Here is a 22893-nt window from a genome sequence, read left to right on the forward strand (position 1 = left end):
TCTCGGTGCGGCGGCCTGCGACGTGGGCCGGGCTGCGGCGCGCGGCGGGCCTTCGGCCCCGGCGGCGCTATGCCTCGGGGAAGTGGCAGGCGACCTGGCGGGTGGGGGTGTCCGGGGCGAGCTCCGGCGCCTCGGTGCGGCAGAGTGCCTGTGCCTTGGGGCAGCGCGGGTGGAAGGTGCAGCCGGGCGGCGGGGTGGCGGGGCTGGGCGGGTCGCCGAGCAGGACGATGCGTTCGCGGGTGCGTTCGGCGGCGGGGTCGGGCAGGGGGACGGCGGACAGCAGGGCCTTGGTGTAGGGGTGTGCGGGCCGCCGGTAGACGTCGTTCTTGTCGCCGATCTCGACGATCCGGCCGAGGTACATCACGGCGACCCGGTGGCTGATGTGCTTGACCACGGCGAGGTCGTGGGCGATGAACACGTAGGCCACGCCGAGTTCGCGTTGGAGGCGTTCCATCAGGCCGACGATCTGCGCCTGGATGGAGACGTCGAGGGCGGAGACGGGTTCGTCGGCGACGACGAGTTCGGGGCGGGTGGCGAGCGCGCGGGCGATGCCGATGCGCTGGGCCTGGCCGCCGGAGAACTGGTGGGGGTAGCGCTCCAGGTGTTCGGGGGCGAGTCCGACCAGCCGGATCAGGTCGCGGATCTCGCTCGTGATCGCCGCGGCGGACGCGCCCTGGGCGCGCAGGGGTGCGGCGATGATCTGCTGGACGGTCTGCCGCGGGTTGAGCGAGGCGAACGGGTCCTGGAAGATCATCTGGAACTTGCTGCGCAGCGGCCGCAGTCGGCGCTGCGGGGTGCGGGTGATGTCCTGGCCGCGGAAGCTGACGGTGCCTTTGGTCGGGTCGAGCAGCCGGACCAGCATCCGCCCGGTGGTGGATTTGCCGCAGCCGGATTCGCCGACCAGGCCGAGGGTCTCGCCGGGGCGGACGTCGAAGGTGACGCCGTCGACGGCCCGGACGCCGGGGAGGCGGCGCAGCGCGCCGCGCGCGCCGGGGAAGGTAATGCCGAGGTCGCGGACGCTCAACAGGGCTTCGGGGGCGTCGGGTTGGGTGCGGTCGGCCCGGTGGGCGGTCTCGGTGGTCATGCGGTCACCTCATCGAGGACGCAGGCGCTGCGGTGGCCGTCGGCGACGGTGCGCAGCAGCGGCCGGTCGCCGGTGCAGCGGGCGTCGACGGTGGCCGCGTAGGCGGGGCAGCGCGGGTGGAAGGCGCAGCCGGCGGGCGGGGCGAGCAGGGAGGGCGGGGTGCCGGGGATGGCGCGCAGGTCGGTGCCGTCCTCGGCGTCGAGGCGGGGCAGGGAGTCGAGCAGGCCGCGGGTGTAGGGGTGGCGCGGGCCGGCGAACAGCGTGTCGGCGGGGGCCTGTTCGGCGGCGGAGCCGCCGTACATGACGAGGACCTCGTCGGCGACCCGGGCGATCACGCCGAGGTCGTGGGTGATCATGACGATGCCGAGTCCGTGTTCCTGTTGGAGGCGCGTCAGCAGGTCGAGGACCTGGGCCTGGACGGTGACGTCCAGGGCGGTGGTCGGTTCGTCCGCGATGATCAGGTCGGGTTCGCAGGACAGTGCGAGGGCGATCATGGCGCGTTGGCGCATGCCGCCGGAGAACTGGTGCGGGTGTTCGCGGGCCCGGCGGGCGGGTTCGGGGATGCCGACGTCGCCGAGGACGTCGACGGCTCGGGCGTGGGCGGCCTTGCGGGTGCCGCCGAAGTGCTGGCGGTAGGCCTCGGCGATCTGGTCGCCGACGGTGAAGTAGGGGTGCAGGGCTGTCAGGGCGTCCTGGAAGACCATCGCCATCTTCCGGCCGCGCAGGGTGCGGAGCCGGTCGTCGGGGGCGCCGATCAGTTCGGCGCCGTCGAGTTTCGCGGAGCCGGTGACGGTGGCGCCGCGGTGCAGTCCCATGACGGCGAGGGAGGTGACGGACTTTCCGGAGCCGGATTCGCCGACGATGCCGAGGGTGCGTCCGCGTTCGACGGTGAAGTCGACGCCCTTGACGGCGCGGACGGGTCCTTCGGGGGTGGGGAACTCGACGGTCAGGTCGCGGACGTCGAGCAGGGGGTGGGTGGTCATGACAGCCTCGCCCTCGGGTCGATCCAGGCGTAGACGAGGTCCACGACCAGGTTGGAGGTGACGATGAAGAAGGAGGCGAGCAGCGTCACGCCCATGATCACCGGCTGGTCGGACTTGTTGAGGGAGTCGGCGAAGAGCTTGCCGATGCCGGGGAGGCTGAACAGCGATTCGGTGATCAGTGCGCCGGCCAGCAGCCCGCCGAGGTCCATGCCGAGCATGGTGGCGACGGGGGTGAGGGCGGGGCGCAGTCCGTGCTTGCCGACCACGCGGCGCTCCGGCATGCCCTTGGCGCGGGCGGTGCGGACGTACGGTTCGGCCATCGTCTCGATGACGGAGCTGCGGGTCATCCGGGCGTAGATGGCGGCGTTCAGCAGGGCGAGGGTGATCCACGGGAGGATCAGGTTGGTGACCCACTGGCCGGGGTTCTCGCCGAAGGCGATGTACCGGGGGTAGGGGAGGATGCCGGCGACGGTGACGACCACGTAGAGCAGGATCATCGCGGTGAAGTAGACCGGCAGGGCGGCGATGCCGATGGTGCCGACCATCAGGGTGCGGTCGATCCAGGTGCCGCGGCGCAGGGCGGAGACCACGCCGGCGCCGACGCCGAGGACCAGCCAGAGCACGGCGGCGCCGAGCGCGAGCGAGATGCTGGTGGGGAGCCGGTCCATCATCAACGCCCATACGGGCTGGGCGGATTGGAAGGAGTAGCCGAAGCAGGGGAAGCCGCAGTGCACGGCGTACGGGCCGGTGCCGAGGGTCTGGCCGGCGAAGATGCCTCGGACGTAGTGCCAGAACTGGACGATCAGGGGGTCGGCCAGTCCGAGTTGCTGCCGGACGAGTTCGATGCGTTCGGTGGAGCAGTCCTTGCCGCAGAACTGGGCGGCGGGGTCGCTGGGCAGCAGGTAGAAGACGGCGAAGGTGAGCGCGCAGACGATCAGCAGGGTGGCCGCCATCGCGGCCAGCCGGCGGAGCAGGTATCCGATCATGCCCGGCTGCCCTTCGGGTCGAGGGCGTCCCGCAGGGCGTCGCCGACCAGGGTGAAGGCGAGGACGACCAGGAACAGGCAGGCGCTGGGGAGGACGAAGAACATCGGGTCGACCTTGTAGTAGAGCACCGCGTCGGCGATCATCTGGCCCCACGAGGGCGTGGGCGGGCGGATGCCGACGCCGAGGAAGCTGAGCGCGGCCTCGGTGCCGATCAGGCCGGGGACGGCGAGGGTGATGTAGACGATGATCGTGCCGGTGAGGTTGGGCAGGATCTCGCCGAACAGGATGCGGGCGCTGCTCGTGCCGCTGGCGCGGGCGGCCTCGACGTACTCGCGGTGTCGCAGCGAGAGGGTCTGGCCGCGGACGACACGGGCGATGTAGGGCCAGGAGAACAGCGACATGACGCCGATCAGCAGCAGGACGCGGTTGACGTCCCGGGCGACGGAGAGCAGCGCGATCATGAAGATCAGGCTGGGGAAGGACATCATGACGTCCATGAACCGGCTGATCAGGGCGTCGACGCGACCGCCGAAGTAGCCGGCGGTGATGCCGAGGACGGTGCCGATCAGGGTGATCAGCAGGGCGGCGCTGAAGGCGACCAGCAGGCTGATCTGGGCGCCGTAGAGCAGCCGGGCGAAGATGTCGCGGCCGAGCAGTGGTTCGACGCCGAGCCAGTGGTGGGCGCCGATGCCGCCGAGGGAGCCGCGGGGCAGGCCGCCGAGGTAGGGGTCGACGGCCTTCTTGTCGACGGTGTCGGGGCGGGTGCCGCTGATCGCGGTGAGCACCGGGGCGAGGAGTGCGGCGAGCACGAAGAAGGCGATGATGCCGGCGCCGACGAGGGCGGTCCTCTGCCGGCGCAGGCGGTGCAGGGCGAGGGCCCACGGGGAGGCGGGGGCGGCGGCGGTGGCCGGGGCCCCCGCTTCCTCGGCCGGGGCGGCCGGGAGCGGGGTGGTCATGGTGGGCAACTCCCGGTCTAGTTCACGGACTTGAGGCCGATGACCGCGTAGTCCAACTGGCCGGCCCAGACCGGGTGGGCGTAGGCGCCGGCGATGTTGGAGCCGACCAGCACGGGCTTCTTCTGCCAGACCATCGGGACGGCGGGCGAGGCGTCCATGATCTTGGCGTCCAGGGCGAGCCAGGCGGAGTTGGCCTTCTGCAGGTCGTCCATGGCGGCGATCCGGTCGAGTTCGGCGTTGACGGCCGGGTCGTTGAACCGGGTCATGTTGCCGTTGTTGCCCTTGTCCTTGATCGCCCGGCCGTCGAAGATCATCGGCAGGAAGGTGGCGGCGGACGGGTAGTCGGGACACCAGCCGAGGCTGGTGAGGCCGGGCTGCTTGTCCTTGTCGCCGACGATGGAGTTGACGGCGGTGGGGTCGACGGTGGTGATGGTGACGTTCACGCCGGCCCGCTTCAGCGCGGCCTGGACGGCCTCGGCCTGCGCCTTGCCGCCGGTGGAGGTGACCAGCTCGGTGGAGAAGCCGTTCGGGAAGCCCGCCTCGGCGAGCAGCTGCTTGGCCTTCTCGGGGTCGCCGCCCGGCTTGATCATGAAGTGGTCGACGGGCGCGCCGGCGGTGAGCACCGGCGGCAGGTAGGTGGTGGCGATGTCGTTGAACGCGGGGCCGCCCATGGCGGCGGCGAAGGACTCCTTGTCCACCGCGTACTGCATGGCCAGGCGGACCTTGGCGTTGTCGAACGGGGCCTTGGTGGTGTTCATGTCCAGCTTGGTGGTGCAGCCCGCGTTCTCGCTGACCAGCCGCTTCTTCACGTCGGGGTTGGTGAGCACCTCGGAGATCTTCGCGGGCACCAGGTCGACGTAGGAGACGGCGTTCCGGTCGTCGCCCTGGTCGGCGATCAGGCGGTCGGCGATGCCGGTGCCCTTGAGGGTCTGGTCGACGACGATCCGGTCGGGGTAGGCCTTGCGGACCGGGTCGGTGGCCTGGTCCCAGTTGGTGTTGCGGACCAGCACCATGCGCTTGCCCCGGTCGTAGCTCTCGATCTTGTAGGGGCCGGAGGAGACCGGGTGGTTGGAGTAGTTGGCGCCGGTCTCCTTGGCCTTGGGCACCGGCGAGAAGGTGGGCAGCGAGACGGTGAAGGCGAACTCGGCGACCGGGCGCTTGAGGTGGAAGACGATGGTCTTGGCATCGGGGACCTCGATGGCCTCCTTGCCGAGCCGCTCACCGCCGAGCGGGCCCTGGTAGCCGGCCGGGGCGTTGAGGTAGCGCACCGCGTAGTCGGGGCCGCCGGGCAGCTCCGGGGAGTACGACCGCTCGACGTTGTACTTGATGTCGTCGGCGGTGATGGGGGTGCCGTCCTCGTACTTGAGGTTGTCCTTCAGGTGGAAGGTCCAGGTCTTCGCGCCGTCGCTGGGGGTGCCGAGGTCGGTGGCCAGGTCGGGTTCGAGCTTCAGGCCCTCGGCGCCCGGGGCGGCCTTGAAGGTGGTCAGGGTGCGGTAGAGCATGCGCACGCCGACGTCCATCACGGGCATGGTCCAGTTGCGGGCCGGGTCGAGCTGGTCGAAGTCCTGGTTCGACAGGATGGTCAGGGTGCCGCCCTTGACCGGCGTGCCGCCGACGATGCCGTTGCCCGCGGTGGTCACCCCCTGCTGTCCGCCGGTGTCGCCGGTGTCGCTTCCGCTGCTGCTGCACGCGCCGAGGGCGAGGGTGAGGGATGCCGCGATGGCCGCCGCGAGGGCGGTGTGGGTACGCCTGTTCATGAGTGCACTCCGAAACTGGGGGCCGCTCAACCGGGGATCCGTGCCGCCGGGGTCTGGCCCGCTCTGAGGTGTGACCCGTAACATAGTAATGTGAAATTGCACTGCGCAATGAGGCGGCCCGACCGTTACCGAGCCGTGTCATTGCCCGCCGCTCAGCAGTGCAATGTCCTTGCCGCTCACAACAGTTGACCCTGCCCCGCTTCGAGGAGTCCCCCCGCGATGGCCGACCAGCCCGCACTGAACACCGGCAGCCACGACCTGCCCATCACCCCCGCCCTGGCCGCCTACATGGCCGGCCAGTGGGCCGCCACCCCCCTGCCCGCGGACGCCCGCGTCCCCGGCCACGCGTACTTCCCGGCCCGCCGGGCCCGGATCGCCGCCGCCTTCCCCGGCGAGCGACTGTTCGTCCCCGCCGGGCAGTTGAAGATCCGCAGCAACGACTGCGACTACCGCTTCCGCCCGAACAGCGCCTACGCCCACCTCACCGGACTGACCGGCGAGGAGCAGGTCGGCCACGTCCTGGTGATCGAGCCCGACGGCGAGGCCGTGCTGTACCTGCGGCCCCGCTCCGACCGGGCCGACGGCTCCGCCGAGTTCTACCGCGACCGCCGCTACGGCGAGTTCTGGGTCGGCCGCCGCCCCGACCTCGCCGAGGCCGGCCGGCTCACCGGGCTGCGCACCGCCCACCTCGACGACCTGCCGAAGCTGTTCACCGGCAACACCCCCACCCGCGTCCTCGCCGGCGTCGACCCCGCACTCGACGCCCTGGCCGGCCGCCCGGCCGCCGACCGCGCCGCCGGCGACGGACAACTCGCGGCCGCGCTCAGCGAGTTGTGCCTGATCAAGGACCCGTGGGAGGTCGAGCAGCTCCAGCTCTCCGTCGACCACACCGCCACCGGCTTCGCCGACGTGGTCCGCGCCCTGCCCGACGCCCTGCGCCACCACCGCGGCGAACGCGTCCTGGAGGGCGCGTTCAACGCCCGCGCCCGCGCCGAGGGCAACGGCACCGGCTACGAGACCATCGTCGCCTCCGGCGCGCACGCCTGCGTCCTGCACTGGATCCGCAACGACGGCCCGCTCGACCCCGCCCAACTCCTGCTGCTGGACGCGGGCGTGGAGACCGACACCCTCTACACCGCCGACATCACCCGCACCCTGCCGCTGTCCGGCGCCTTCTCCCCCGCCCAGCGCGACGCCTACGAACTCGTCCTCGCCGCCCAGAGCGCCGGCATCGCCGCGCTGCGCCCCGGCGCGTCCTTCCGCGACTTCCACCGCGCCGCGATGCGCGTGATCGCCGAGGGCCTCGCCGAGTGGGGCGTGCTCCCCGTCCCCGCCGAGCAGGCGCTGCGCGAGGACTCCGGCCTCTACCGCCGCTACACCCTCTGCGCCAGCGGCCACATGCTCGGCCTGGACGTCCACGACTGCGCGAAGGCCCGCGCCGAGACGTACCTGGACGGCGTCCTGGAGGAAGGCATGGTGCTCACCGTCGAGCCCGGCCTCTACCTCCAGCCCGACGACCTCACCCTGCCGCCCGCCCTGCGCGGCATCGGCATCCGCATCGAGGACGACCTGGTCATCACCGCCGACGGCGCCCGCCTGATGTCCGCCGCACTGCCGCGGACGGTGGACGGCATCGAGTCCTGGATGGGCGAACTGCTGGCCTGACAACCGGGGCCGCCGGGCGGGTGCGCAGGCTGCTCACTGCCGCACCCGCCCGCGAACCGGCCACGACCCGCCCGCGAACCGGCCCGCCCGGGCCGACGCCGCGTCAGTTCTCCTTCGGCGCGTAGCGCAGCACCACCACGTCGCCCACCGTCTCCGCGCCCAACAGCCTCATCCGGCGCGTGCTGCCGCCCGGGAACGCGGCCGGGTACACGAACCGCGGCGCACCGGCCTCGCCGACCAGCAGCGGCGCCACCGCCAGCCGGACCTCGTCGGCCAGGCCCAGCGCCAGGAACTGGGTGTGGATCCGGCCGCCGCCCTCCACCATCAGCCGCCGCACACCGCGCGCGGCCAGATCGTCGAGCATCGCCCCGAAGTCGACGGAGTCCCCGATGCCGACCACCTCGGCCAGCCCGTCCAGACTGTCGCCCAGCCTCGCCGCGCCGGCCCTGGTGGTGTAGACGACCTTCCGGTCGCCGAACTGCCAGAAGTTCAGGCCCCGTTCGAGGTCGCCGCTCGCCGTGACCGTCACCTTCAACGGGTACGCCGGCTTCCCGGCGGCCACCCGCTCGGCCCGCCGCTGCTCGCTGTTGACGAGCAGCCGCGGATTGTCCGACCGCAGCGTGTTGCCGCCGACCAGGATCGCGTCCGACTCGGCCCGCAGCCGGTCGACCCGGTCGAAGTCCTCGGCGTTCGACAGCAGCAGCCGCGACGGCGAGGTGTCGTCGATGTACCCGTCGATCGAGGTGGCGACGCTCAGCAGCACGTGGGGGCGCTCGGCCATGGTGGCTCCGTTCTTCGCGGTCGGACTCGGGCGGTCCTCCGGCATGATCACACGCCACGGGCGCCCGCCCGTCGCCCCGTCGAAAATTCCCGGGCACGGGCGGCGCGAGCCCGGCACACTGTGCCGGTGACCGATTCGACCGTCGCCGCCGCCATCGGCGAGCACATCCGCGCCTTCAACCACCGCGACCTCGCCGCACTCATGGACGGCTTCACCGAGGACGCGGTGTGGATCACCGGGACGACGGTCGTCCGCGGCCGCACCGCGCTGACCGAACTGTTCGCCGACGCCATGGCCGGCCTGCTGCCGAGGCTGACGGTCCAGAACCTCCTGGCGGACGCCGACCGTGCGGCCTGCCAACTCGTCGAAACGATGACTGTCGCGGGCGAGGAACGAACCTGCTCCGTCGCGGGCTTCTACCGGCTGCGCGACGGCCGCATCACCGCGGCGAAGATCTACCGGGAGGGCAGCGCCGATGTCGTCTGAGCACCGCCCCTGGCACGGTCGGGCCATGCCCGAGCTGACGCCGCTGCACGCCGACCACGCCCCCGCCGTCCTGGCCTTCGAGCTGGCGAACCGCGCCTACTTCGCCGCCTCGATCACCGACCGCGGCGACGCATACTTCGACGAGTTCACCGACCGCCACCGGGCCGCGCTCGCCGAGCAGCAGGCCGGCGAGTGCGCCTTCTACCTGTACATCGACGAGGACGGCTCGGTGCTCGGCAGGTTCAACCTCTACGACCTGGCCGACGGCGCCGCCGTCCTCGGCTACCGGGTCGCCGAGCACGCCGCCGGCCGCGGCGTGGCGACCGCGGCCGTCCGAGAGCTGTGCCGGACAGCCCCGGCCGCACACGGCCTGCACACCCTGCGGGCGGCCGTCTCCGACGACAACCCCGCCTCCCGAAAAGTCCTCACCAAAACCGGATTCGTCCCGATCGGCCCCGCCACCCCCGCCGACCTCGGCGGCAAACACGGCACCTGGTACCGCCACACCCTCCACCCGTAAACCGGCCCTACGCCCCGCGCGCCGAGCGTCCCCCCAGAACACCCAAGCCACCTCCACCGCGCCGCCCGCCCGCCCGCCCGGACCAACGCATGCGCGGCACCCGCCCACAGGCACCCTCCAAGCGGCAACCGCCCAACACCTCACCCCGCGCGCAGCGCATCCCCCCACAACACACGCGTCACCACCCCCGCACCCCCCTCACGAGCCAACCCGTGCGCAGTGCCCGCCCACAGATGCACACCGTCCGGATCCTCACGCCTGACGGCAGCCGCCCAACACCCCCCCTCACCCTCACCCCGCGCGCAGCGCATCCCCCCACAACACAAGGCACGCGTCACCACCCCCGCACCCCCCACACCAGCCAACGCGTGCGCGGCACCCGCCCACAGATGCACACCCTCCGGGCCCTCACGCCTGACGGCAGCAGCCCAACACCCCCCCTCACCCTCACCCCGCGCGCAGCGCGTCCCCCCACAACACACGCGTCACCGCCCCCGCACCCCCCTCACGAGCCAACGCGTGCGCAGTGCCCGCCCACAGATGCATACCGTCCGGGTCCTCACGCCTGGCGGCAGCCGCTCGCAGGGGCTGGGTGAGGTAGTGGACTTCGGGGTACGCCGGCGGGGCGTCGGCGTCGTAGCGGGTGACGAAAGCGTTGCGCAGGGCCCGGGCCGGGCGGCCGGTGAAGGCGCGGGTGACGGTGGTGTCGGGGAGTTCGACCAGGGCCCGACGGTGGGCGGCCGAGGCGCCGGATTCGTCGGTGCGCAGGTACGCGGTGCCGAGCTGGGCGGCAACCGCGCCGGCCCGCAGCGCGGCGGCGACGGCCGGCCCGTCGCCCAGGCCGCCGGCGGCAATGAGCGGTAGGGCCGTCACCTCCCGTACGGCGGCGAGGAGTTCGAGCAGCGGGAGAGTGCCGGGGACATCCTCGGCGCGGTGGGTGCCCCGGTGGCCGCCGGCCTCCGGGCCCTGGACGGTCAGGGCGTCCATGCCGAGTGCGGTCGCGGCCCGGGCCTCCTCGGGGCTGGTGACGGTGCCGAGTTGGCGGATTCCGGCGGCGCGGAGCGCCTCGGCCTCGGCCCGCTCGGGCAGGCCGAAGGTGTAGGAGACGTACGGCACGGGGTCGCGCAGCAGCGCTTCGAGCTTGGCCTCCCAGTCGTCCCGGTCGGACCTGATCTCGGCGGGCAGTTCGACGCCCCACCGCTCGGCCTCCGGCCGCAGCAGCTCGCGGTAGGCGGCGACCGGCCCCGGGTCGGAGGGCGGCGCGGGCACGAACAGGTTGACGCCGAACGGACGGTCCGTCAGCTCGCGGGTCCGGCGGATCTGATCGAGCGTCCCGTCGACCGTCCGGTACCCGGCGGCGAGGAACCCTAGGCCGCCCGCGCCGTTGACGGCTGCGACCAGCTCGGGCGTGCTCGGCCCGCCCGCCATCGGGGCCGCGATCAGCGGCACCTCCCAGTCGAATGCCATGCCGTCCCCTCGCCTCCGTGCGCGCCCACTGCGGTCGCTGCCCACCCTACGTTCACGGTGGATCGCGCCGGCGGCCATTCGACGGGGGTCGGCCGGTGTTTCAGGACCGGTAGTCGCAGTTCTGCACGTCGGTCGTCACCGTGAAGCCTTCGCTGCGGCAGGCGTCGAGGACCTTCGCCGTGGCCCCGGTCCAGAGGTAGTGGTGGCGCCCGTCGACGGTGCGCAGTCCGACACCCCGCGTTCCGAAGCGGCCGAGGCAGGGGACGACCTCGACGATCTCCTCCGGTGTGCCGTCCGGCAGCTCCACTGTCATCAGCCGCCGCACGAACCCGGGCATCGTGCGGATCCCCGGCCGCACCCGTCCGCCCCCGACGGTGAGCACACCGAGTGGCCGGATCGCGTCGACCCGCCCCTGACCGGAACCCCCTGCCGGAATGTTCGCCCCACCCGTGATCTTCACACGCCCAGCCTGCCCCGCGCGTCTTCGCTCCTCTGCCTCGGAAGTCAACTGCCGCTCCGAGCAGGTGTCATGTCCTCCGAAAAGCTCGCCGACGTTTCAACAACTCGAAAAAAGCGAGTAAATGACGAACCTACAATCGCGCGCCGCCCTGCGCACGGGCCTCGGACCCTTGCGCGGGAAACGCCGGACGCCGAGGGGCGAGAACCGGCCGACTGCACCGGGAAGCGCCGCACCCGCCGCGTGCCGCGCGCCCACTCCCCCGGCCGACGGTCGCGGCACCTCACCGTGGCTGCACGCCTTTCCCTGTCGCCACGCATCAGGCGCGGAGCAACTTCCGGCACTGCGCGCCTCGGGAGTGTCCTGACTGCCGGTCTTCTCCGCTGCGAACCACCCCGCGCATGTCCGGAACGGCCTACGCCTCCCTTGTCGGGCTCCGTCCCGGTGCTGACCATCAGTCACGTCGGCGCAGCAACCGCACCGATCGTCCCGGTTGCCCGCCGGACGATTCCACGGATTCACGCCAGTAGCGACCGGGAGGCAGGGCCTCGGCCGGCGCTCGTCGCACAACTTCTTTCGGGGGAAACGACCTTGTCCAAGACACTCACGTCCCGACCGGCACTCGCCGCCGGCATCCTGGCGGCCGCCACCGTGCTCGCCATGACGCCGACCGGCTCGGCCTCCGCCGCCACGGCCGCCGGCCCGGTGGCCGGCGTCAGTCACGCACGCGTCGCCGCACACTTCGACCTGGCTGCCGGCCAGACGGCGGAGAACATCACCGTGGAGCCCGACGGCTCGGCCGACGTCACGTTCTCCGTGAGCCACCAGATCGCACACGTCACTCTCGACGGTCGCACCCGGGTGCTGGCCACGCTCCCGACCCCGCCCGACGGCGGCGTCCACACCCCGGTCTTCGGTCAGCCCATCGCCATGGGCATCGCCCGCGGCGAGGACGGCACCCTGTACGCGCTGTACGTCGCGGGCCGCCCGGACTTCACCGGCGTCTGGCGGCTGAGGCCCGGCCGCAGCACACCCGAGCACATCGTCTCCCTCCCGGCGGACAGCCTCCCCAACGGCATGGCGCTGGACGGGCGCACCGGCACCTTCTACATCGCCGACTCGAACCTGGGCACCGTCTGGACCGCCCCCGTCACCGGCGGGACCGCCACCCGCTGGGCCACCGCCCCGGAGTTCGCGCCGACCGCCGACAACCTCGGCGCCAACGGCCTGAAGGTGCACGACAACGCGGTCTGGGTCGGCAACATCTCGCACGGCACGATCCTGCGCGTCCCCATCGGCCGGAACGGCCGTCCCGGCCCGGTCGAGACCCGGGCCACCGGCCTCGGCCCCGTCGACGACTTCGACTTCACCGGCCGGGGCGACCAGCTCCTCGCCGCCATCGCCCAGGGCCCCAGCCAAGTCCTCCTGGTCGACCCCGACGGCACCCACTCCACCGTCCTCACCGCGGCGGACGGCCTCCAGAACCCGACCTCCGTCGCCGTCCACGGCCGCACCGCCTACATCGCCAACGCCGCGTACTCCACCGGCATTGACCCCAACCTGACCGTCGCCCACCTCGACCGCGGACCGACCCGCCACTGAACCAAGAGGCCATGGCCGTTGCTCCACCGGTTTGCGGAGCAACGGCCACGCCGAAACACTCGCCGGATGCTGTTGACCTGGATCGCCGAGGTGGCGGACGAACCGCTGGCGCTGGAGCCGGCCGACCGGCGGGTGGAGTGGGAGACCAACACCTGGTGGCTGAGCACCGACGACGAGGACCGGCGGGCGCTGTCCGTGCCGGAGGTGGTCGCCGCCTTCGAGCACACCGCCGAACGCATCGGGCAGCGCATCCACACACTGGGCTTCACCGGCATGGCGACCTTCTACGTATGGCACGACGACCAGGCCGGCCAGCTCCGTTGCTCGACCGGGTCGGTGCCCGCCGAACAGTTGCCCTTCGGCGGCGCGTACCGGCCGGTCGACGACCTCGGTCCGGTCGTCGAGGGCTACCTGCGCGACGAGCAGCCGGGCACGGTCCCCTGGACCGAACTCGACTTCACTCCTGACGACGCTTCCGACGACGGTCTCGACGACGTTCCTGACGAGTCGGCGCCCGAACCGGAGTTCCCGCCCTTCCCGGTGTGGGTGCGCAGCGTCGGGACGGGCCCGCACTGATCCGGTCAGGGCAGCAGGCGGGTGGCCGGCTGTTCCATTGGGTCACGGCCAGGAGTGCGTCGGGGCCGAGCGCCGTCCGCGCCGTTCGTGTGTGCTCGACGGGCATGCCCAACACGGTTGCGCCCCGAGCGCGTTCGGAGGCGATCGCGAGCATGCCCCGGTCCAGGCGGCGAGCAGACGCGGCTGCGGAGCTGCCGTGCCGGGTGGACCGAACGGGGAGCCGTCCAGCATGTCGAGGTGGGTGCGCATCGCGGCCGGCGGCGGGTCGAAGCGGTGCCCGCGGACGTTCTCGGCGAGGCTGAGGTGGCTCTCCCACAGCCCGAGCACGAATCGCCCGGGGAACGCCTCCTCCAGGGTCCGGTGGGCGGCGCCGGTCGTCACCGCGTCGCGCGCGTGGATGTCGGCCATGCCGGCGGCCACGGTGATCCGCCCGGTGGCGGCCGGCAGGATCGCGGCCTGCGCCATGGCCTCCCGCCCGGTGGCGGCCGGCAGGATCGCGGCCTGCGCCATGGCCTCCCGCCCGGTGGTCTCGGCGAACCACAGGGTGCCGTAGCCGAGGTCCTCGACCGCGCCCGCCGCGCGAACGCCGCACGCCCAGACGTCCCCATCACCCAACTGCTCAAACTCGTCGGCGCCATCGCTTCGGCCACCAGGGAGGACCCGGCGGCGCGGCCGAGGCCGACCGACTGCTCGACCTGTCCATCGACGGGGTCCGCGCGCACTGAAGCTCCATCCCGCAGCCAGGGAGCGCAACGCCCGTTCTCGGCCGGCCTTGGCGCCGACAACCGTTCCGCCGATTCCCGGCGCCGCGATCCGGCCGGGCCTGCCTGCGCGGACTGACCGGCCCGGACCGGTAGCGTGACGGGCGTCACATCTGCGGGGCCGTCACATTCGGGGGCGCAGCGGGGTCAGTCCTTGCAGAAGTACACACGACAAGGAGCCCGCACCGTGAACGCTCGCCTCAACTACTTCGGCAGCCCGCTCGCCGGGAAGATCATCAAGCACATCAACTCGGCCGGCGCGGCCATCGGCGGCTCCTCGCTGCCCGCCGCCACCCAGGAGTTGGTGAAGATCCGGGCCAGCCAGATCAACGGCTGCGGTTTCTGCACCGACATGCACACCAAGGACGCCACCCACGCCGGGGAGACCCAGCAGCGGCTGAACATGGTCGCCGCCTGGCGGGAGGCGACCTGCTTCACCGACGCCGAGCGCGCCGCCCTGGAACTCGCCGAGCAGGGCACCCGGATCGCCGACGCCGCGGGCGGGGTCAGCGACGAGGTCTGGGCGGAGGCCGCCAAGCACTACGACGAGGAGCAGCTGATCGCCCTGGTCGGCCTGATCGCCCTGATCAACACCTACAACCGCGTCAACGTCATCATCCGCCAGCCCGCCGGCGACTACGTCCCGGGCCAGTTCGCCTGACGCCCCACCTCGCCCCGCCTCCTGCCGTGACGCCCCGGGGCATTACGGCAGGGGGCGGCCGGGTTCACTCCTTCGCGAGGAGGACGGCGACAGCGGACCGCACGTCGGCCTCCCGCCGGAGGAGATTCCCCAGGGTGCCAGGAACCCGACACGGCACTCGCAGTGGACGGCCAGCAGCCCGTCCGGGGCTTCCTCCCCCGGTCCAGCTCGTCGAGCGGCCGATGAATCACCGCCTCGGCGAGTTCCCCGTGCGCCACGCCGCCGGCCACCACCCGCGCAGCAGCCATCGCTCGCCGTCCACCGGCCCGGGGTACGGCAGGCCGAAGTCCCCCCTGCACCAGCGGCAATTCGTCGTCTTCTGTCACCAACTCCCCGGCTGTCATTGGAAGTTAATCGGCTCCCGGCACGCCCGAGCAGGACCGCAGAGCAACCAGGCGCACCCGCTCCAGGTTCGATCTCCGCCTCACCGCCGGCCCGCCACAAGGGCGGCCGCAGCAGCGCGGACCTGCGCCTCCCATGCGGCGAACGGCTCCGACCCTCCGGCCGTGGCCTGTTCGGTGACGCAGCCCTCGCAGCAGCCCTCCCTGACGGCGCGGAGGAAGCGCAGCTCCGCCTCCCCCTCCGCGCCGTCCAGCCCGTTGGCGGCGGCCATCACCTCGGGCATCGACCGGATCTCGCCGGAGGCCAGCCGGGCGGCGATGTCGTGCAGCGCCCAGCGCTCCACCTCCTCCGACCCCGACTCCGACTCCGACTGCTGCACGCCCAGTTCGTCGAGTGCCCGATGCCACAGCTGCTCCAGCTCGGCGCTCCGCTCCCGGCCGCTGCACCCGGCCAGCTCCACCAGCGACGGCGCGTCGTGGCCGTCGACCAGTAGCTCTGCGGCCGCCATCGGCAGCTGCTCGGGCCGGATCCATCCGACGACCTGACGGTTCGCCACCGCGCGCAAGGACTCCATGCCCCACAGCCTGTCAGCCCCACCACCCGCCCGACCAGCGGTTTTCCCGGGAGCCGGCGCTCAGGGGTGGCTGGTGTCGATCACGCAGAAGCGGTTGCCTTCGGTGTCGGCGAGCACCACGAAGTCCGGGTCCTCGGGGTAGCTGTCCCAGTCGACGCGCTGCCCGCCGAGGGCCAGCAGCCGCTCGATCTCGGCGGCCTGCTCGGCCGCGTCGCGGGCGTACAGGTCGAGGTGGACCCGCGGGTGCTCCTGAACGGGCGTGTCGGTGCGCATCAGCGCCACCTGAACGCCCCCGCCCCCGCTCCCGTCCCCGCTGCTGTCCGCAGGCACCAGGACCACCCAGTCGTCCGTCATCTCCTCCCGGGGCACGTACCCGAGGGCCCCCGTCCAGAACGCCGCCGCCCGCGCCACGTCCGCCACACCCACCACTACCGAACCGACTCTCACCATGCGCCCGATTCTCGCGCACCACGGGTGCGGCCGGTACCCCGGCCAAGCCCCTTGCCGGCAAGGCCCGGTGAGCACTGTCGTCACGTTCTTCGCCGCCCCGGCCGACGCGGCGGCGGCCGAGTGGGTTCCCGTCAGCGCCCGTACCGCGCCGCCATCGCGTCGAACACCTGCTTGCGTTCCCACCGGTCGCCGTCCAGGGTGCGGACCACGCCGTACGAGCCGAGGTCGCGGGCGCCGGGCTTGTCGTAGGCGGCGAAGGTGAACCAGAAGGCGCTGTCGATGCCCTCCTGTTCGAAGACGTCGAGCAGGTCGTCGAGGTGGCGGACCTGTTCGCTCTCGTCGGGGACGGCGCCGGGCGGGACCTGCCAGGCCATGCCGCCGAGGTCGGCGGCACCCCGGTAGGCGCAGGTGCCGAACTCGGTGACGGCGACGGGTTTGCCGTGGGCGCGGGCGGCGCGCAGCTGCTCATGGAACTCGGCGGTGTTCTGCGCGGAGCGGTATGCGTCGAGGCCGACCAGGTCGAACGGGGTCCAGTCGACGGGCTCCCACGGCCCGGACGCGTAGCCGACGGGGCCGGCGAACTCCTGGCGGACGGTCGTCGCGGTCTCGGCGAGGAAGGCGTTCAGCCGTTCCGGGACGGGGCCGAGCGACAGCCACCAGTCCAGGTCGGCGGTGGTCATGGCGTGCAGCCGGTCGAGGTGGGTGGCGCCGGGCAGGAACCCTTCGGCGAACACGCTGAGTTCGCAGCCCGCGACGAACACCACCCGGGCGCCGGAGCGGCGCAGCGCCTCCGCCCGTCGGGCGCAGTCCGCGAACAGCGGCAGCAGTTGTGCGGGCGGCAGGTCGGCGGGGAACGGCGAGTACCAGACCTCGAGTCCGGCTTCGGCGGCGAACTGTGCGGCCGTATCGAGCCGTTCGGGGTCGCCGCCGGTGATCCGGACGGCGTCGCAGTGCAGGTCGTCGGCGATCACCGTCAGGTCGCGGCGGACCTGCGCGGGGTCGTGGCGGCGGCGGGTGAGGCGTTCGCCGGTGAAAGTCCCGGTGTCGTAGGTGATGCCCAGGGTATGCACGGTCAGCGCGCCTCCGTCCCGCCACTGCCACTGCTGCTGCCGCGGCCGCCGTAACCGCCGCCGTGGCCGTGTTCCAGCAGGTCGAAGGCGAGTTCGAGGTCTTCGGCGAGGATCCGGCCGGCCTGTTCGGCGGGCGTGCCGGCGACCAGGCGGGCGAAGTGGCGTTCCTGGAGGGCGGCCAGCGAGGCGGCGATCTGGGCGGCCATCAGGGTGCCGGCGGCGTCGCCGTGTTCCTCGGCCAGCACGTCGGCGAGGGCCTGTCGCTGCCGGTACTGGAGGCTGTCGGCGGCGGCCCGCAGGCTGGGGCTGGCCTGGATCACCCGGACCCGGGCGAGCAGGGCGGGCAGGTCGGCGGCGGCGACCTGCCCGGCCGTCAGGGCGCGGTGGTGGGTGCGCAGCGCGGCGAGGGCGGACTGCCCGTCGGGGCGGTCGGCGACCACGGCGGCCAGGTCGTCGCCGGCCACGTCGGCCAGGACCAGCGACTCCTTGGTGGGGTAGTAGGCGAACAGGGTCGCCCGGGCCACTTCGGCGGCCTGGGCGATCTCGCCCATCGTCACGTCCTCGAAGCCGCGTTCGGCGAACAGGCGCAGGGCCTGTTCGGCGATCCGGCGTCCGGTGCGTTCCTTCTTGAGTTCTCGCAGTCCGACCATACCCCCACCCTACACAGACCGAGTCCAATTTCGGACCGAGTCCGGAATTTCTCAGCCTGCGGGCCGGATCAGGCCCGCCGCCAGGCCCGCCGCGACGGCCGAGGTCCGGGAGTCGACGCCGAGCTTGTCGTAGATATGCACCAGGTGGGTCTTGACGGTGGCTTCGCTGATGAACAGGCGCTTGGAGATCTGCCGGTTGGGGAGGCCCTCGGCGAGGAGTTGCAGGATCTCGGCCTCGCGCGGGGAGAGCGTGGGGCGCCCGGCCCGGACGCGGCCGAGCAGGCGGGCGGCGACCGGCGGGGCGAGGACCGTCTCGCCGCGGGCGGTGGCGTGGATGGCGGCGGCGAGGTCCTCGGGCGGGGCGTCCTTGAGCAGGTAGCCGGTGGCGCCGGCCTCGACGGCGGCGAGGATGTCGGCATCGGTGGAGTAGGTGGTGAGGATCAGCACGGCGGGCGGGTCGGGCAGCGCGGTGATCCGGCGGGTGGCTTCGACGCCGTGCATGCCGCTGCCCATCTGAAGGTCCATCAGGACGACGTGCGGGCGCTGCCCGGCCGGCAGCGCGGCGAGCAGGTCGAGCGCGGCGGCCCCGTCCGCGGCCTCGCCGACGGCGGTGACATCGGGCAGGTCGTCGACCATCGCGCGCAGGCCGCGCCGCACCACGGGGTGGTCGTCCACCACCAGCACCCGGACCACCGCCGGACCTCCGTTCACTGCCGCGCTCCCACTCACCGCCGACCCCCCGTTCACCGCCGCACCCCCGCGAGCCGCAGGCGCAGGGCGGTGCCGGGAGGCGTCGTCGGACGCGCCCGGGGGGCTTCCACGGCCGGCGGGTCGATCGCGCGCAGCGGCAGGGTCGCGGCGACGGCGGTGCCTTCGCCGGGGGTGGATTCGACGGTGAGGGCGCCGCCGAGGGCGGCGATGCGTTCGTGCATGCCGTGCAGGCCGAAGGAGCCCGGGGCGGGTGCGGTGGCGGGGTCGAAGCCGGTGCCGTCGTCGTAGACGTCGAGGGTGACGGTGTCGTCGAGGTAGCCGAGGGTGACGGCGATGTGCTGGGCGGCGGCGTGCCGGACGGCGTTGGCGAGGGCTTCCTGGGTGAGGCGCAGCAGGGCGACCTCGGCCTCGACGGGCAGGGGGTAGGGCTCGCCGTCGAGGTGGAAGGCGGCGTCGGCGCCGTCGGCGAGGCGGCGCAGCGCGTCGGCGAGGGTGGTGTCGTCGAGCGCGGGCGGGGTGAGGGCGTGCACGAAGCGGCGGGCCTCGGCGAGGTTCGTGGAGGCGTTCTGTTCGATCTCGCGGAGCAGCGGGAGTGCGGCCGACGGGGTGTCGGGGAGGGCGGCGGCGGCTTCGCGGGCGAGCAGGACGATGCCGGACAGTCCCTGGGCGAGGGTGTCGTGGATCTCCCGGGCGAGGCGCTGGCGTTCGGCGAGGCGGCCGGCTTCGCGCTGGCTGGCGGCGAGTTCGCCGCGGGTGCGGACCAGGTCGTCGATGAGCTGCTGGCGGGCCCGGCTCTCCCGGTAGAGGGCGGCATAGCCGTAGGCGGTGAGCAGGGCGACGACGGCGCCGGCCAGCGGGCCGATCACCTTGGCGGTGGTGAGGCCGCCGGGGGTGGTGGCCTGGGCGGCGATCACCGCGGCGGTCAGCGCGGCGACGGCGGGCAGCGCGAAGCGCAGCGGCAGCACGTGCAGGCAGACGAAGTACAGCGGGAACGCGAGGTAGCTGAACTCGGGATGGTGCAGGGTGAGTTCGATCCACAGCAGGGCGACGGCGAGCAGCCAGACGGTGCCCAGCACCCGTGATTCCCGGATCTGCCGCAGCACCCCGCCCGCGGCGTAGGCAACGGCGAGTGCCCCGGTGCAGGCCCAGCCGGCCGCGCCGAGTTCGCCGTTGGCGGCGGCCCGGATCAGCAGCACGGCAAGCAGGGTGAAGAACAGGCCGTGCACGGCGAGGTTGGCCAGCCGCAGCGCGGGCGTCGGGCCGGCGGGCGAGCGGTGCGGGCCGACGGCCGGACGGCGCGGACCGGCGGACGGGCGGCGCGGACCGGCGGGGCTCGCGGGCGGGGGTGGTTCGGTACGGGGCACGCTGTCCGAGGGTACGGGGCGGCGGTGGCCGGTCGGCGCGGCGCGGCATCAACCGTTCGATGGATTTTCGGGTGCACCGCTCGGACGGTGCACAGTCCGCCGTCTCCCCGATGGCAGGGCGGTCGAAAAGCGCGAGGGTGGAGTGGTCTCGCCCGCTGTCCGTCGGAAGGTTTCCCGTGTTCGTCGCCTTGCGTGACATCCGTTTCGCCCGTGGGCGGTTCGCCCTGATGGGCGCGGTGGTCACTCTGATCACGACCCTGGTGGTGTTCCTGTACGGCCTGACCGGCGGGCTGGCCTCGGCCGCGTCCTCGACGGTCGCCGAACTCCCGGTGGACGGCGTGGTGTTCGGCGCGCCGGCCGGTGCCGAGCCGGAGGTGTCGTTCGCTTCCAGCACGGTGACGGCCGACCAGCAGGCGAAGGTGGCGGCGGCCCCGGGCACCAAGGACGCGCACCCGTTGGGGGTGGCGATGTCCCGGCTGACGGCGCCCGGCGGCGCGGCCTCGGTGAGTGTGCTGGGCACCGACGCGGCGCTGCTGCCGCCGCTGTCGTCCGGTGCGGCGCCCGGGGACGGCGAGGTCGCCGTCGGCTCCGACGTCGCGAAGCAGTATCACCTGTCCCCCGGCAGCCAAGTCACTCTCGGCGCGCAGAAGTTGACGGTCAGCGCCGTCACCGCGGAGCGTTCGCTGTCGCACGCGCCGAGCGTGTGGACCACCCCGGCGACGTGGCAGCAGGTCTCCGGCCAGAAGCAGCCGACGGCGGTCGCGGTGCACGGCGCCCCGCACGGCCTGCCCGCCGACCTGAAGGCGGTCTCCCGTGCCGACGCGCTGTCGGGCATCAACGGGTACGCGGCCGAGCAGGGCAGTCTGCAGCTGATCCAGGGCTTCCTGTTCGCGGTCAGCGCCCTGGTGGTCGGCGCGTTCTTCACGGTGTGGACGGTGCAGCGCCGCCCGGACATCGCGGTCCTCAAGGCCGTCGGCGCGTCCAGCGGCTACCTGGTGCGCGACGCGCTCGCCCAGGCCGCGGCCGTCCTGCTGGCGGGCGCGCTGCTCGGCGGGGCGATTGGCGCGGTCGGCGGGGCGTTCGCGTCGGCGGCGGTGCCGTTCGACGTGGGCGTGTCGACGGTCGCGGTGCCGGTCGGCGCGATGGTGCTGCTCGGCCTGCTGGGCGCGGCCCTCGCGGTGCGCCGGATCACCGCCGTCGACCCGCTCGCCGCCCTCGGCGCCAACCGCTGACCCTACGCCCCCTGAGGACTTCGCCATGACCACCACCACCGCCGTCCGCACCGGCCTCGCGCTGCGCGGCATCACCCTCACCTACCCCGACGGCGAGAGTCGGCTGACCGCCCTCGACAACGTCGAACTCACGGTCGCCCCGGGCGAGTTCGCGGCCGTCGCAGGCCCGTCCGGCTCCGGAAAGTCCAGCCTGCTGGCCGTCGCCGCCACGCTCCAGCGCCCCGACACGGGGCAGGTCCTGATCGACGGCGTGGACGCCGGCGCGCTCGGCGACCGGGAACGGACGGCGCTGCGCCGCGAACGCCTGGGCATCGTCTTCCAGCAGTCGAACCTGCTGGCCTCGCTCACCGCCCTCGAACAGCTCCTGGTCCTCGAATCGGTGCGCGGCCGCCGCCCCGCCCAGGCCCGCCGCCGCGCCGAGGAGCTGCTGGAGTCCGTGGGCCTGGCGGGTCCGAAGCAGCGGCGCCGCCCGCACCAGCTCTCCGGCGGCGAACGCCAGCGGGTGAACATCGCCCGCGCCCTGTTCGGCAGCCCGTCGGTCCTGCTGGTCGACGAACCGACCTCGGCCCTGGACCACGAGCGCGGCGCGCAGGTGGTCGACCTGCTCGCCGACATCACCCGCACCCACGGCACGGCCACCGTCATGGTCACCCACGACCGCGACCTGCTGGGCCGCACCGACCGGGTCCTGGAAATGCAGGACGGCCGCCTGACGGCCCGTTAGCCCACCGACAGCTCACCCGGTACCGCCGACGGCCCGCAACGGCACCGACACCGGCACCCGCACCCGCACCCGCAACGGCACCCGCACCCGCACCCGCACCCGCACCGGCACCCGCACCCGCACCGCGCTGCGTCGTCCGCCGAATCAGCGTGCGCCCCCGGCGGCTCGGACGACGGCCCACCGCACGCCCAGCAGTTCGTGCAGCGCCCGTTCCCCCGACTCGGTGACCCGGACCGCCCGACTGTCCGGGCGGCGTTCCACCCAGCCGGCCGTCAGCGCGTGCGCGCACAGCGCGGCGCCGACGGCGCCGGCCAGGTGCGGGCGGCGTTCGGTGAAGTCCAGGCAGGCACGGACGGCGGCGCGGCGGCCGGGGGCGACGGGGATGCCGGCCGCGGCCAGCCAGTCGGCGCCGGCCGAGGTGAGGGTGAGACCGTGCCGGTCGTCCAGCAGGCCGCGGGCGGTCATCGCGTCGGTGACGGTGACGCCCAGCTCCCCGGCCAGGTGGTCGTAGCAGGTGCGGGCGCGGGCGAGTTCGCCGTCCCGGCGGGCGCCGCGCAGCGAGGTCGCCGCGGGCGTCGGCCCGGCACCGGTGAACTGGGCCAGCGTTTCGACGAGTTCGGCGGCGGCGGGGCCGGCCAGGCGCAGGTAACGGTGACGGCCCTGGCGTTCCTCGGCGAGCAGCCCGGCGGCGACCAGCCGGTTGAGGTGGCCGGTAGCGGTGGGGGCGGCGACCTTCGCCAGCCGGGCGAGTTCGCCGGCCGTCCAGGCCCGGCCGTCCAACAGGGCGAGACAGATCCCGGCCCTGGTCGAGTCGGCGAGCAGAGCCGCCGTATCGGCGAGTCGACGGGCGCTGAGCGAGGTGTCCACCCGTCCATGGTGCCGCGCGGACACTTCGGCGCCCGCCGAACGGTCCCCGGCCACCGGCCCGCCCGGCCGACCTTGCCGGACCAGCCCGCACCCCCAGCCCCAGCGGGCCACACGGCACCCCCACTTCG

General features: G+C 73.2%; 24 protein-coding genes. 8 read left to right on the forward strand and 16 right to left on the reverse strand.

Features of this window, described 5'->3' with window-relative positions; translation table 11 throughout:
• Positions 1-67 precede the first annotated feature (67 nt).
• The 5 genes from ACIQF6_RS26275 to ACIQF6_RS26295 are packed head-to-tail and all read right to left on the reverse strand — an operon-like array spanning position 68 to position 5766.
• Positions 68-1084 carry an ABC transporter ATP-binding protein gene (locus ACIQF6_RS26275; protein WP_400899153.1) on the reverse strand — a complete coding sequence of 339 codons (1017 nt, stop codon included), beginning with the start codon at positions 1082-1084 and terminating at the stop codon, positions 68-70.
• The gene (locus ACIQF6_RS26280) at positions 1081-2067 is read right to left on the reverse strand and encodes an ABC transporter ATP-binding protein (protein ID WP_400899155.1); all 987 of its coding nucleotides are present in this window, start codon (positions 2065-2067) and stop codon (positions 1081-1083) included. The genes ACIQF6_RS26275 and ACIQF6_RS26280 overlap by 4 nt, the downstream gene beginning before the upstream one ends.
• A complete protein-coding gene (locus ACIQF6_RS26285; protein ID WP_400899157.1) occupies positions 2064-3053 on the reverse strand; it encodes an ABC transporter permease in 990 nt (329 codons plus the stop codon). Before ACIQF6_RS26285 ends, ACIQF6_RS26280 begins: the two co-directional genes overlap by 4 nt.
• Positions 3050-4009 (reverse strand): ABC transporter permease, encoded by a 960-nt coding sequence (locus tag ACIQF6_RS26290; RefSeq protein WP_400899159.1) that lies wholly within the window; start codon positions 4007-4009, stop codon positions 3050-3052. The genes ACIQF6_RS26285 and ACIQF6_RS26290 overlap by 4 nt, the downstream gene beginning before the upstream one ends.
• A 17-nt stretch (positions 4010-4026) precedes the next feature.
• Complete coding sequence (locus tag ACIQF6_RS26295; protein WP_400899161.1) at positions 4027-5766, reverse strand: ABC transporter substrate-binding protein; 1740 nt, start codon at positions 5764-5766, stop codon at positions 4027-4029.
• A 219-nt stretch (positions 5767-5985) separates the two neighbouring features.
• On the opposite strand from ACIQF6_RS26295, the gene ACIQF6_RS26300 reads away from it, so the two are divergent.
• The gene (locus ACIQF6_RS26300) at positions 5986-7431 is read left to right on the forward strand and encodes an aminopeptidase P family protein (RefSeq protein WP_400899163.1); all 1446 of its coding nucleotides are present in this window, start codon (positions 5986-5988) and stop codon (positions 7429-7431) included.
• Between the two features lie 103 nt (positions 7432-7534).
• Here the strand turns inward: ACIQF6_RS26300 and ACIQF6_RS26305 are convergent, their stop codons facing one another.
• Positions 7535-8212, reverse strand: a complete 678-nt coding sequence (locus tag ACIQF6_RS26305; protein WP_400899165.1) for a RibD family protein — start codon at positions 8210-8212, stop codon at positions 7535-7537.
• A gap of 126 nt (positions 8213-8338) precedes the next feature.
• Between ACIQF6_RS26305 and ACIQF6_RS26310 the strand changes: the two genes are divergently transcribed.
• Positions 8339-8698, forward strand: a complete 360-nt coding sequence (locus tag ACIQF6_RS26310) for a nuclear transport factor 2 family protein (protein ID WP_400899167.1) — start codon at positions 8339-8341, stop codon at positions 8696-8698.
• A 25-nt stretch (positions 8699-8723) separates the two neighbouring features.
• On the forward strand, positions 8724-9218 hold the full coding sequence (locus ACIQF6_RS26315) for a GNAT family N-acetyltransferase (RefSeq protein WP_400899169.1): 495 nt from the start codon (positions 8724-8726) through the stop codon (positions 9216-9218).
• A 447-nt stretch (positions 9219-9665) separates the two neighbouring features.
• On the opposite strand, the gene ACIQF6_RS26320 is transcribed toward ACIQF6_RS26315, so the two are convergent.
• Complete coding sequence (locus ACIQF6_RS26320) at positions 9666-10685, reverse strand: nitronate monooxygenase (protein WP_400899171.1); 1020 nt, start codon at positions 10683-10685, stop codon at positions 9666-9668.
• A gap of 100 nt (positions 10686-10785) precedes the next feature.
• The gene (locus tag ACIQF6_RS26325; protein WP_400899173.1) at positions 10786-11022 is read right to left on the reverse strand and encodes a hypothetical protein; all 237 of its coding nucleotides are present in this window, start codon (positions 11020-11022) and stop codon (positions 10786-10788) included.
• A gap of 711 nt (positions 11023-11733) precedes the next feature.
• Between ACIQF6_RS26325 and ACIQF6_RS26330 the strand changes: the two genes are divergently transcribed.
• Together ACIQF6_RS26330 and ACIQF6_RS26335 are read left to right on the forward strand one after the other, a co-directional pair.
• On the forward strand, positions 11734-12744 hold the full coding sequence (locus ACIQF6_RS26330; RefSeq protein ID WP_400899175.1) for a hypothetical protein: 1011 nt from the start codon (positions 11734-11736) through the stop codon (positions 12742-12744).
• Between the two features lie 66 nt (positions 12745-12810).
• On the forward strand, positions 12811-13320 hold the full coding sequence (locus ACIQF6_RS26335; protein WP_400899177.1) for a hypothetical protein: 510 nt from the start codon (positions 12811-12813) through the stop codon (positions 13318-13320).
• 42 nt (positions 13321-13362) lie between these two features.
• Here ACIQF6_RS26335 and ACIQF6_RS26340 read toward each other — a convergent pair whose 3' ends face one another.
• Complete coding sequence (locus tag ACIQF6_RS26340; RefSeq protein WP_400899179.1) at positions 13363-13935, reverse strand: LLM class flavin-dependent oxidoreductase; 573 nt, start codon at positions 13933-13935, stop codon at positions 13363-13365.
• Between the two features lie 333 nt (positions 13936-14268).
• Between ACIQF6_RS26340 and ACIQF6_RS26345 the strand changes: the two genes are divergently transcribed.
• On the forward strand, positions 14269-14742 hold the full coding sequence (locus ACIQF6_RS26345) for a carboxymuconolactone decarboxylase family protein (RefSeq protein WP_400899182.1): 474 nt from the start codon (positions 14269-14271) through the stop codon (positions 14740-14742).
• A 463-nt stretch (positions 14743-15205) separates the two neighbouring features.
• Here the strand turns inward: ACIQF6_RS26345 and ACIQF6_RS26350 are convergent, their stop codons facing one another.
• The 6 genes from ACIQF6_RS26350 to ACIQF6_RS26375 all read right to left on the reverse strand — a co-directional run bounded on the left by ACIQF6_RS26350 (position 15206) and on the right by ACIQF6_RS26375 (position 19942).
• Positions 15206-15697, reverse strand: coding sequence for a hypothetical protein (locus ACIQF6_RS26350; protein WP_400899184.1), 492 nt, complete (start codon positions 15695-15697; stop codon positions 15206-15208).
• 60 nt (positions 15698-15757) lie between these two features.
• A complete protein-coding gene (locus ACIQF6_RS26355; protein WP_400899186.1) occupies positions 15758-16147 on the reverse strand; it encodes a VOC family protein in 390 nt (129 codons plus the stop codon).
• Positions 16148-16278: 131 nt separating this feature from the next.
• Complete coding sequence (locus ACIQF6_RS26360; protein WP_400899188.1) at positions 16279-17217, reverse strand: hypothetical protein; 939 nt, start codon at positions 17215-17217, stop codon at positions 16279-16281.
• A gap of 2 nt (positions 17218-17219) precedes the next feature.
• Complete coding sequence (locus ACIQF6_RS26365) at positions 17220-17867, reverse strand: helix-turn-helix domain-containing protein (protein ID WP_400899190.1); 648 nt, start codon at positions 17865-17867, stop codon at positions 17220-17222.
• A 51-nt stretch (positions 17868-17918) separates the two neighbouring features.
• Complete coding sequence (locus ACIQF6_RS26370) at positions 17919-18578, reverse strand: response regulator (protein ID WP_400899192.1); 660 nt, start codon at positions 18576-18578, stop codon at positions 17919-17921.
• A gap of 32 nt (positions 18579-18610) precedes the next feature.
• Complete coding sequence (locus tag ACIQF6_RS26375) at positions 18611-19942, reverse strand: sensor histidine kinase (RefSeq protein ID WP_400899194.1); 1332 nt, start codon at positions 19940-19942, stop codon at positions 18611-18613.
• A 188-nt stretch (positions 19943-20130) separates the two neighbouring features.
• On the opposite strand from ACIQF6_RS26375, the gene ACIQF6_RS26380 reads away from it, so the two are divergent.
• Together ACIQF6_RS26380 and ACIQF6_RS26385 are read left to right on the forward strand one after the other, a co-directional pair.
• Positions 20131-21174, forward strand: a complete 1044-nt coding sequence (locus ACIQF6_RS26380; protein ID WP_400899196.1) for an FtsX-like permease family protein — start codon at positions 20131-20133, stop codon at positions 21172-21174.
• A gap of 25 nt (positions 21175-21199) precedes the next feature.
• Positions 21200-21898 (forward strand): ABC transporter ATP-binding protein, encoded by a 699-nt coding sequence (locus ACIQF6_RS26385; protein WP_400899198.1) that lies wholly within the window; start codon positions 21200-21202, stop codon positions 21896-21898.
• Between the two features lie 144 nt (positions 21899-22042).
• Here the strand turns inward: ACIQF6_RS26385 and ACIQF6_RS26390 are convergent, their stop codons facing one another.
• Positions 22043-22765, reverse strand: a complete 723-nt coding sequence (locus ACIQF6_RS26390; protein ID WP_400899200.1) for an ArsR/SmtB family transcription factor — start codon at positions 22763-22765, stop codon at positions 22043-22045.
• Between the last annotated feature and the right edge of the window lie 128 nt (positions 22766-22893).

This window comes from Kitasatospora sp. NPDC092948, assembly GCF_044754805.1.
GTDB lineage: Bacteria > Actinomycetota > Actinomycetes > Streptomycetales > Streptomycetaceae > Kitasatospora.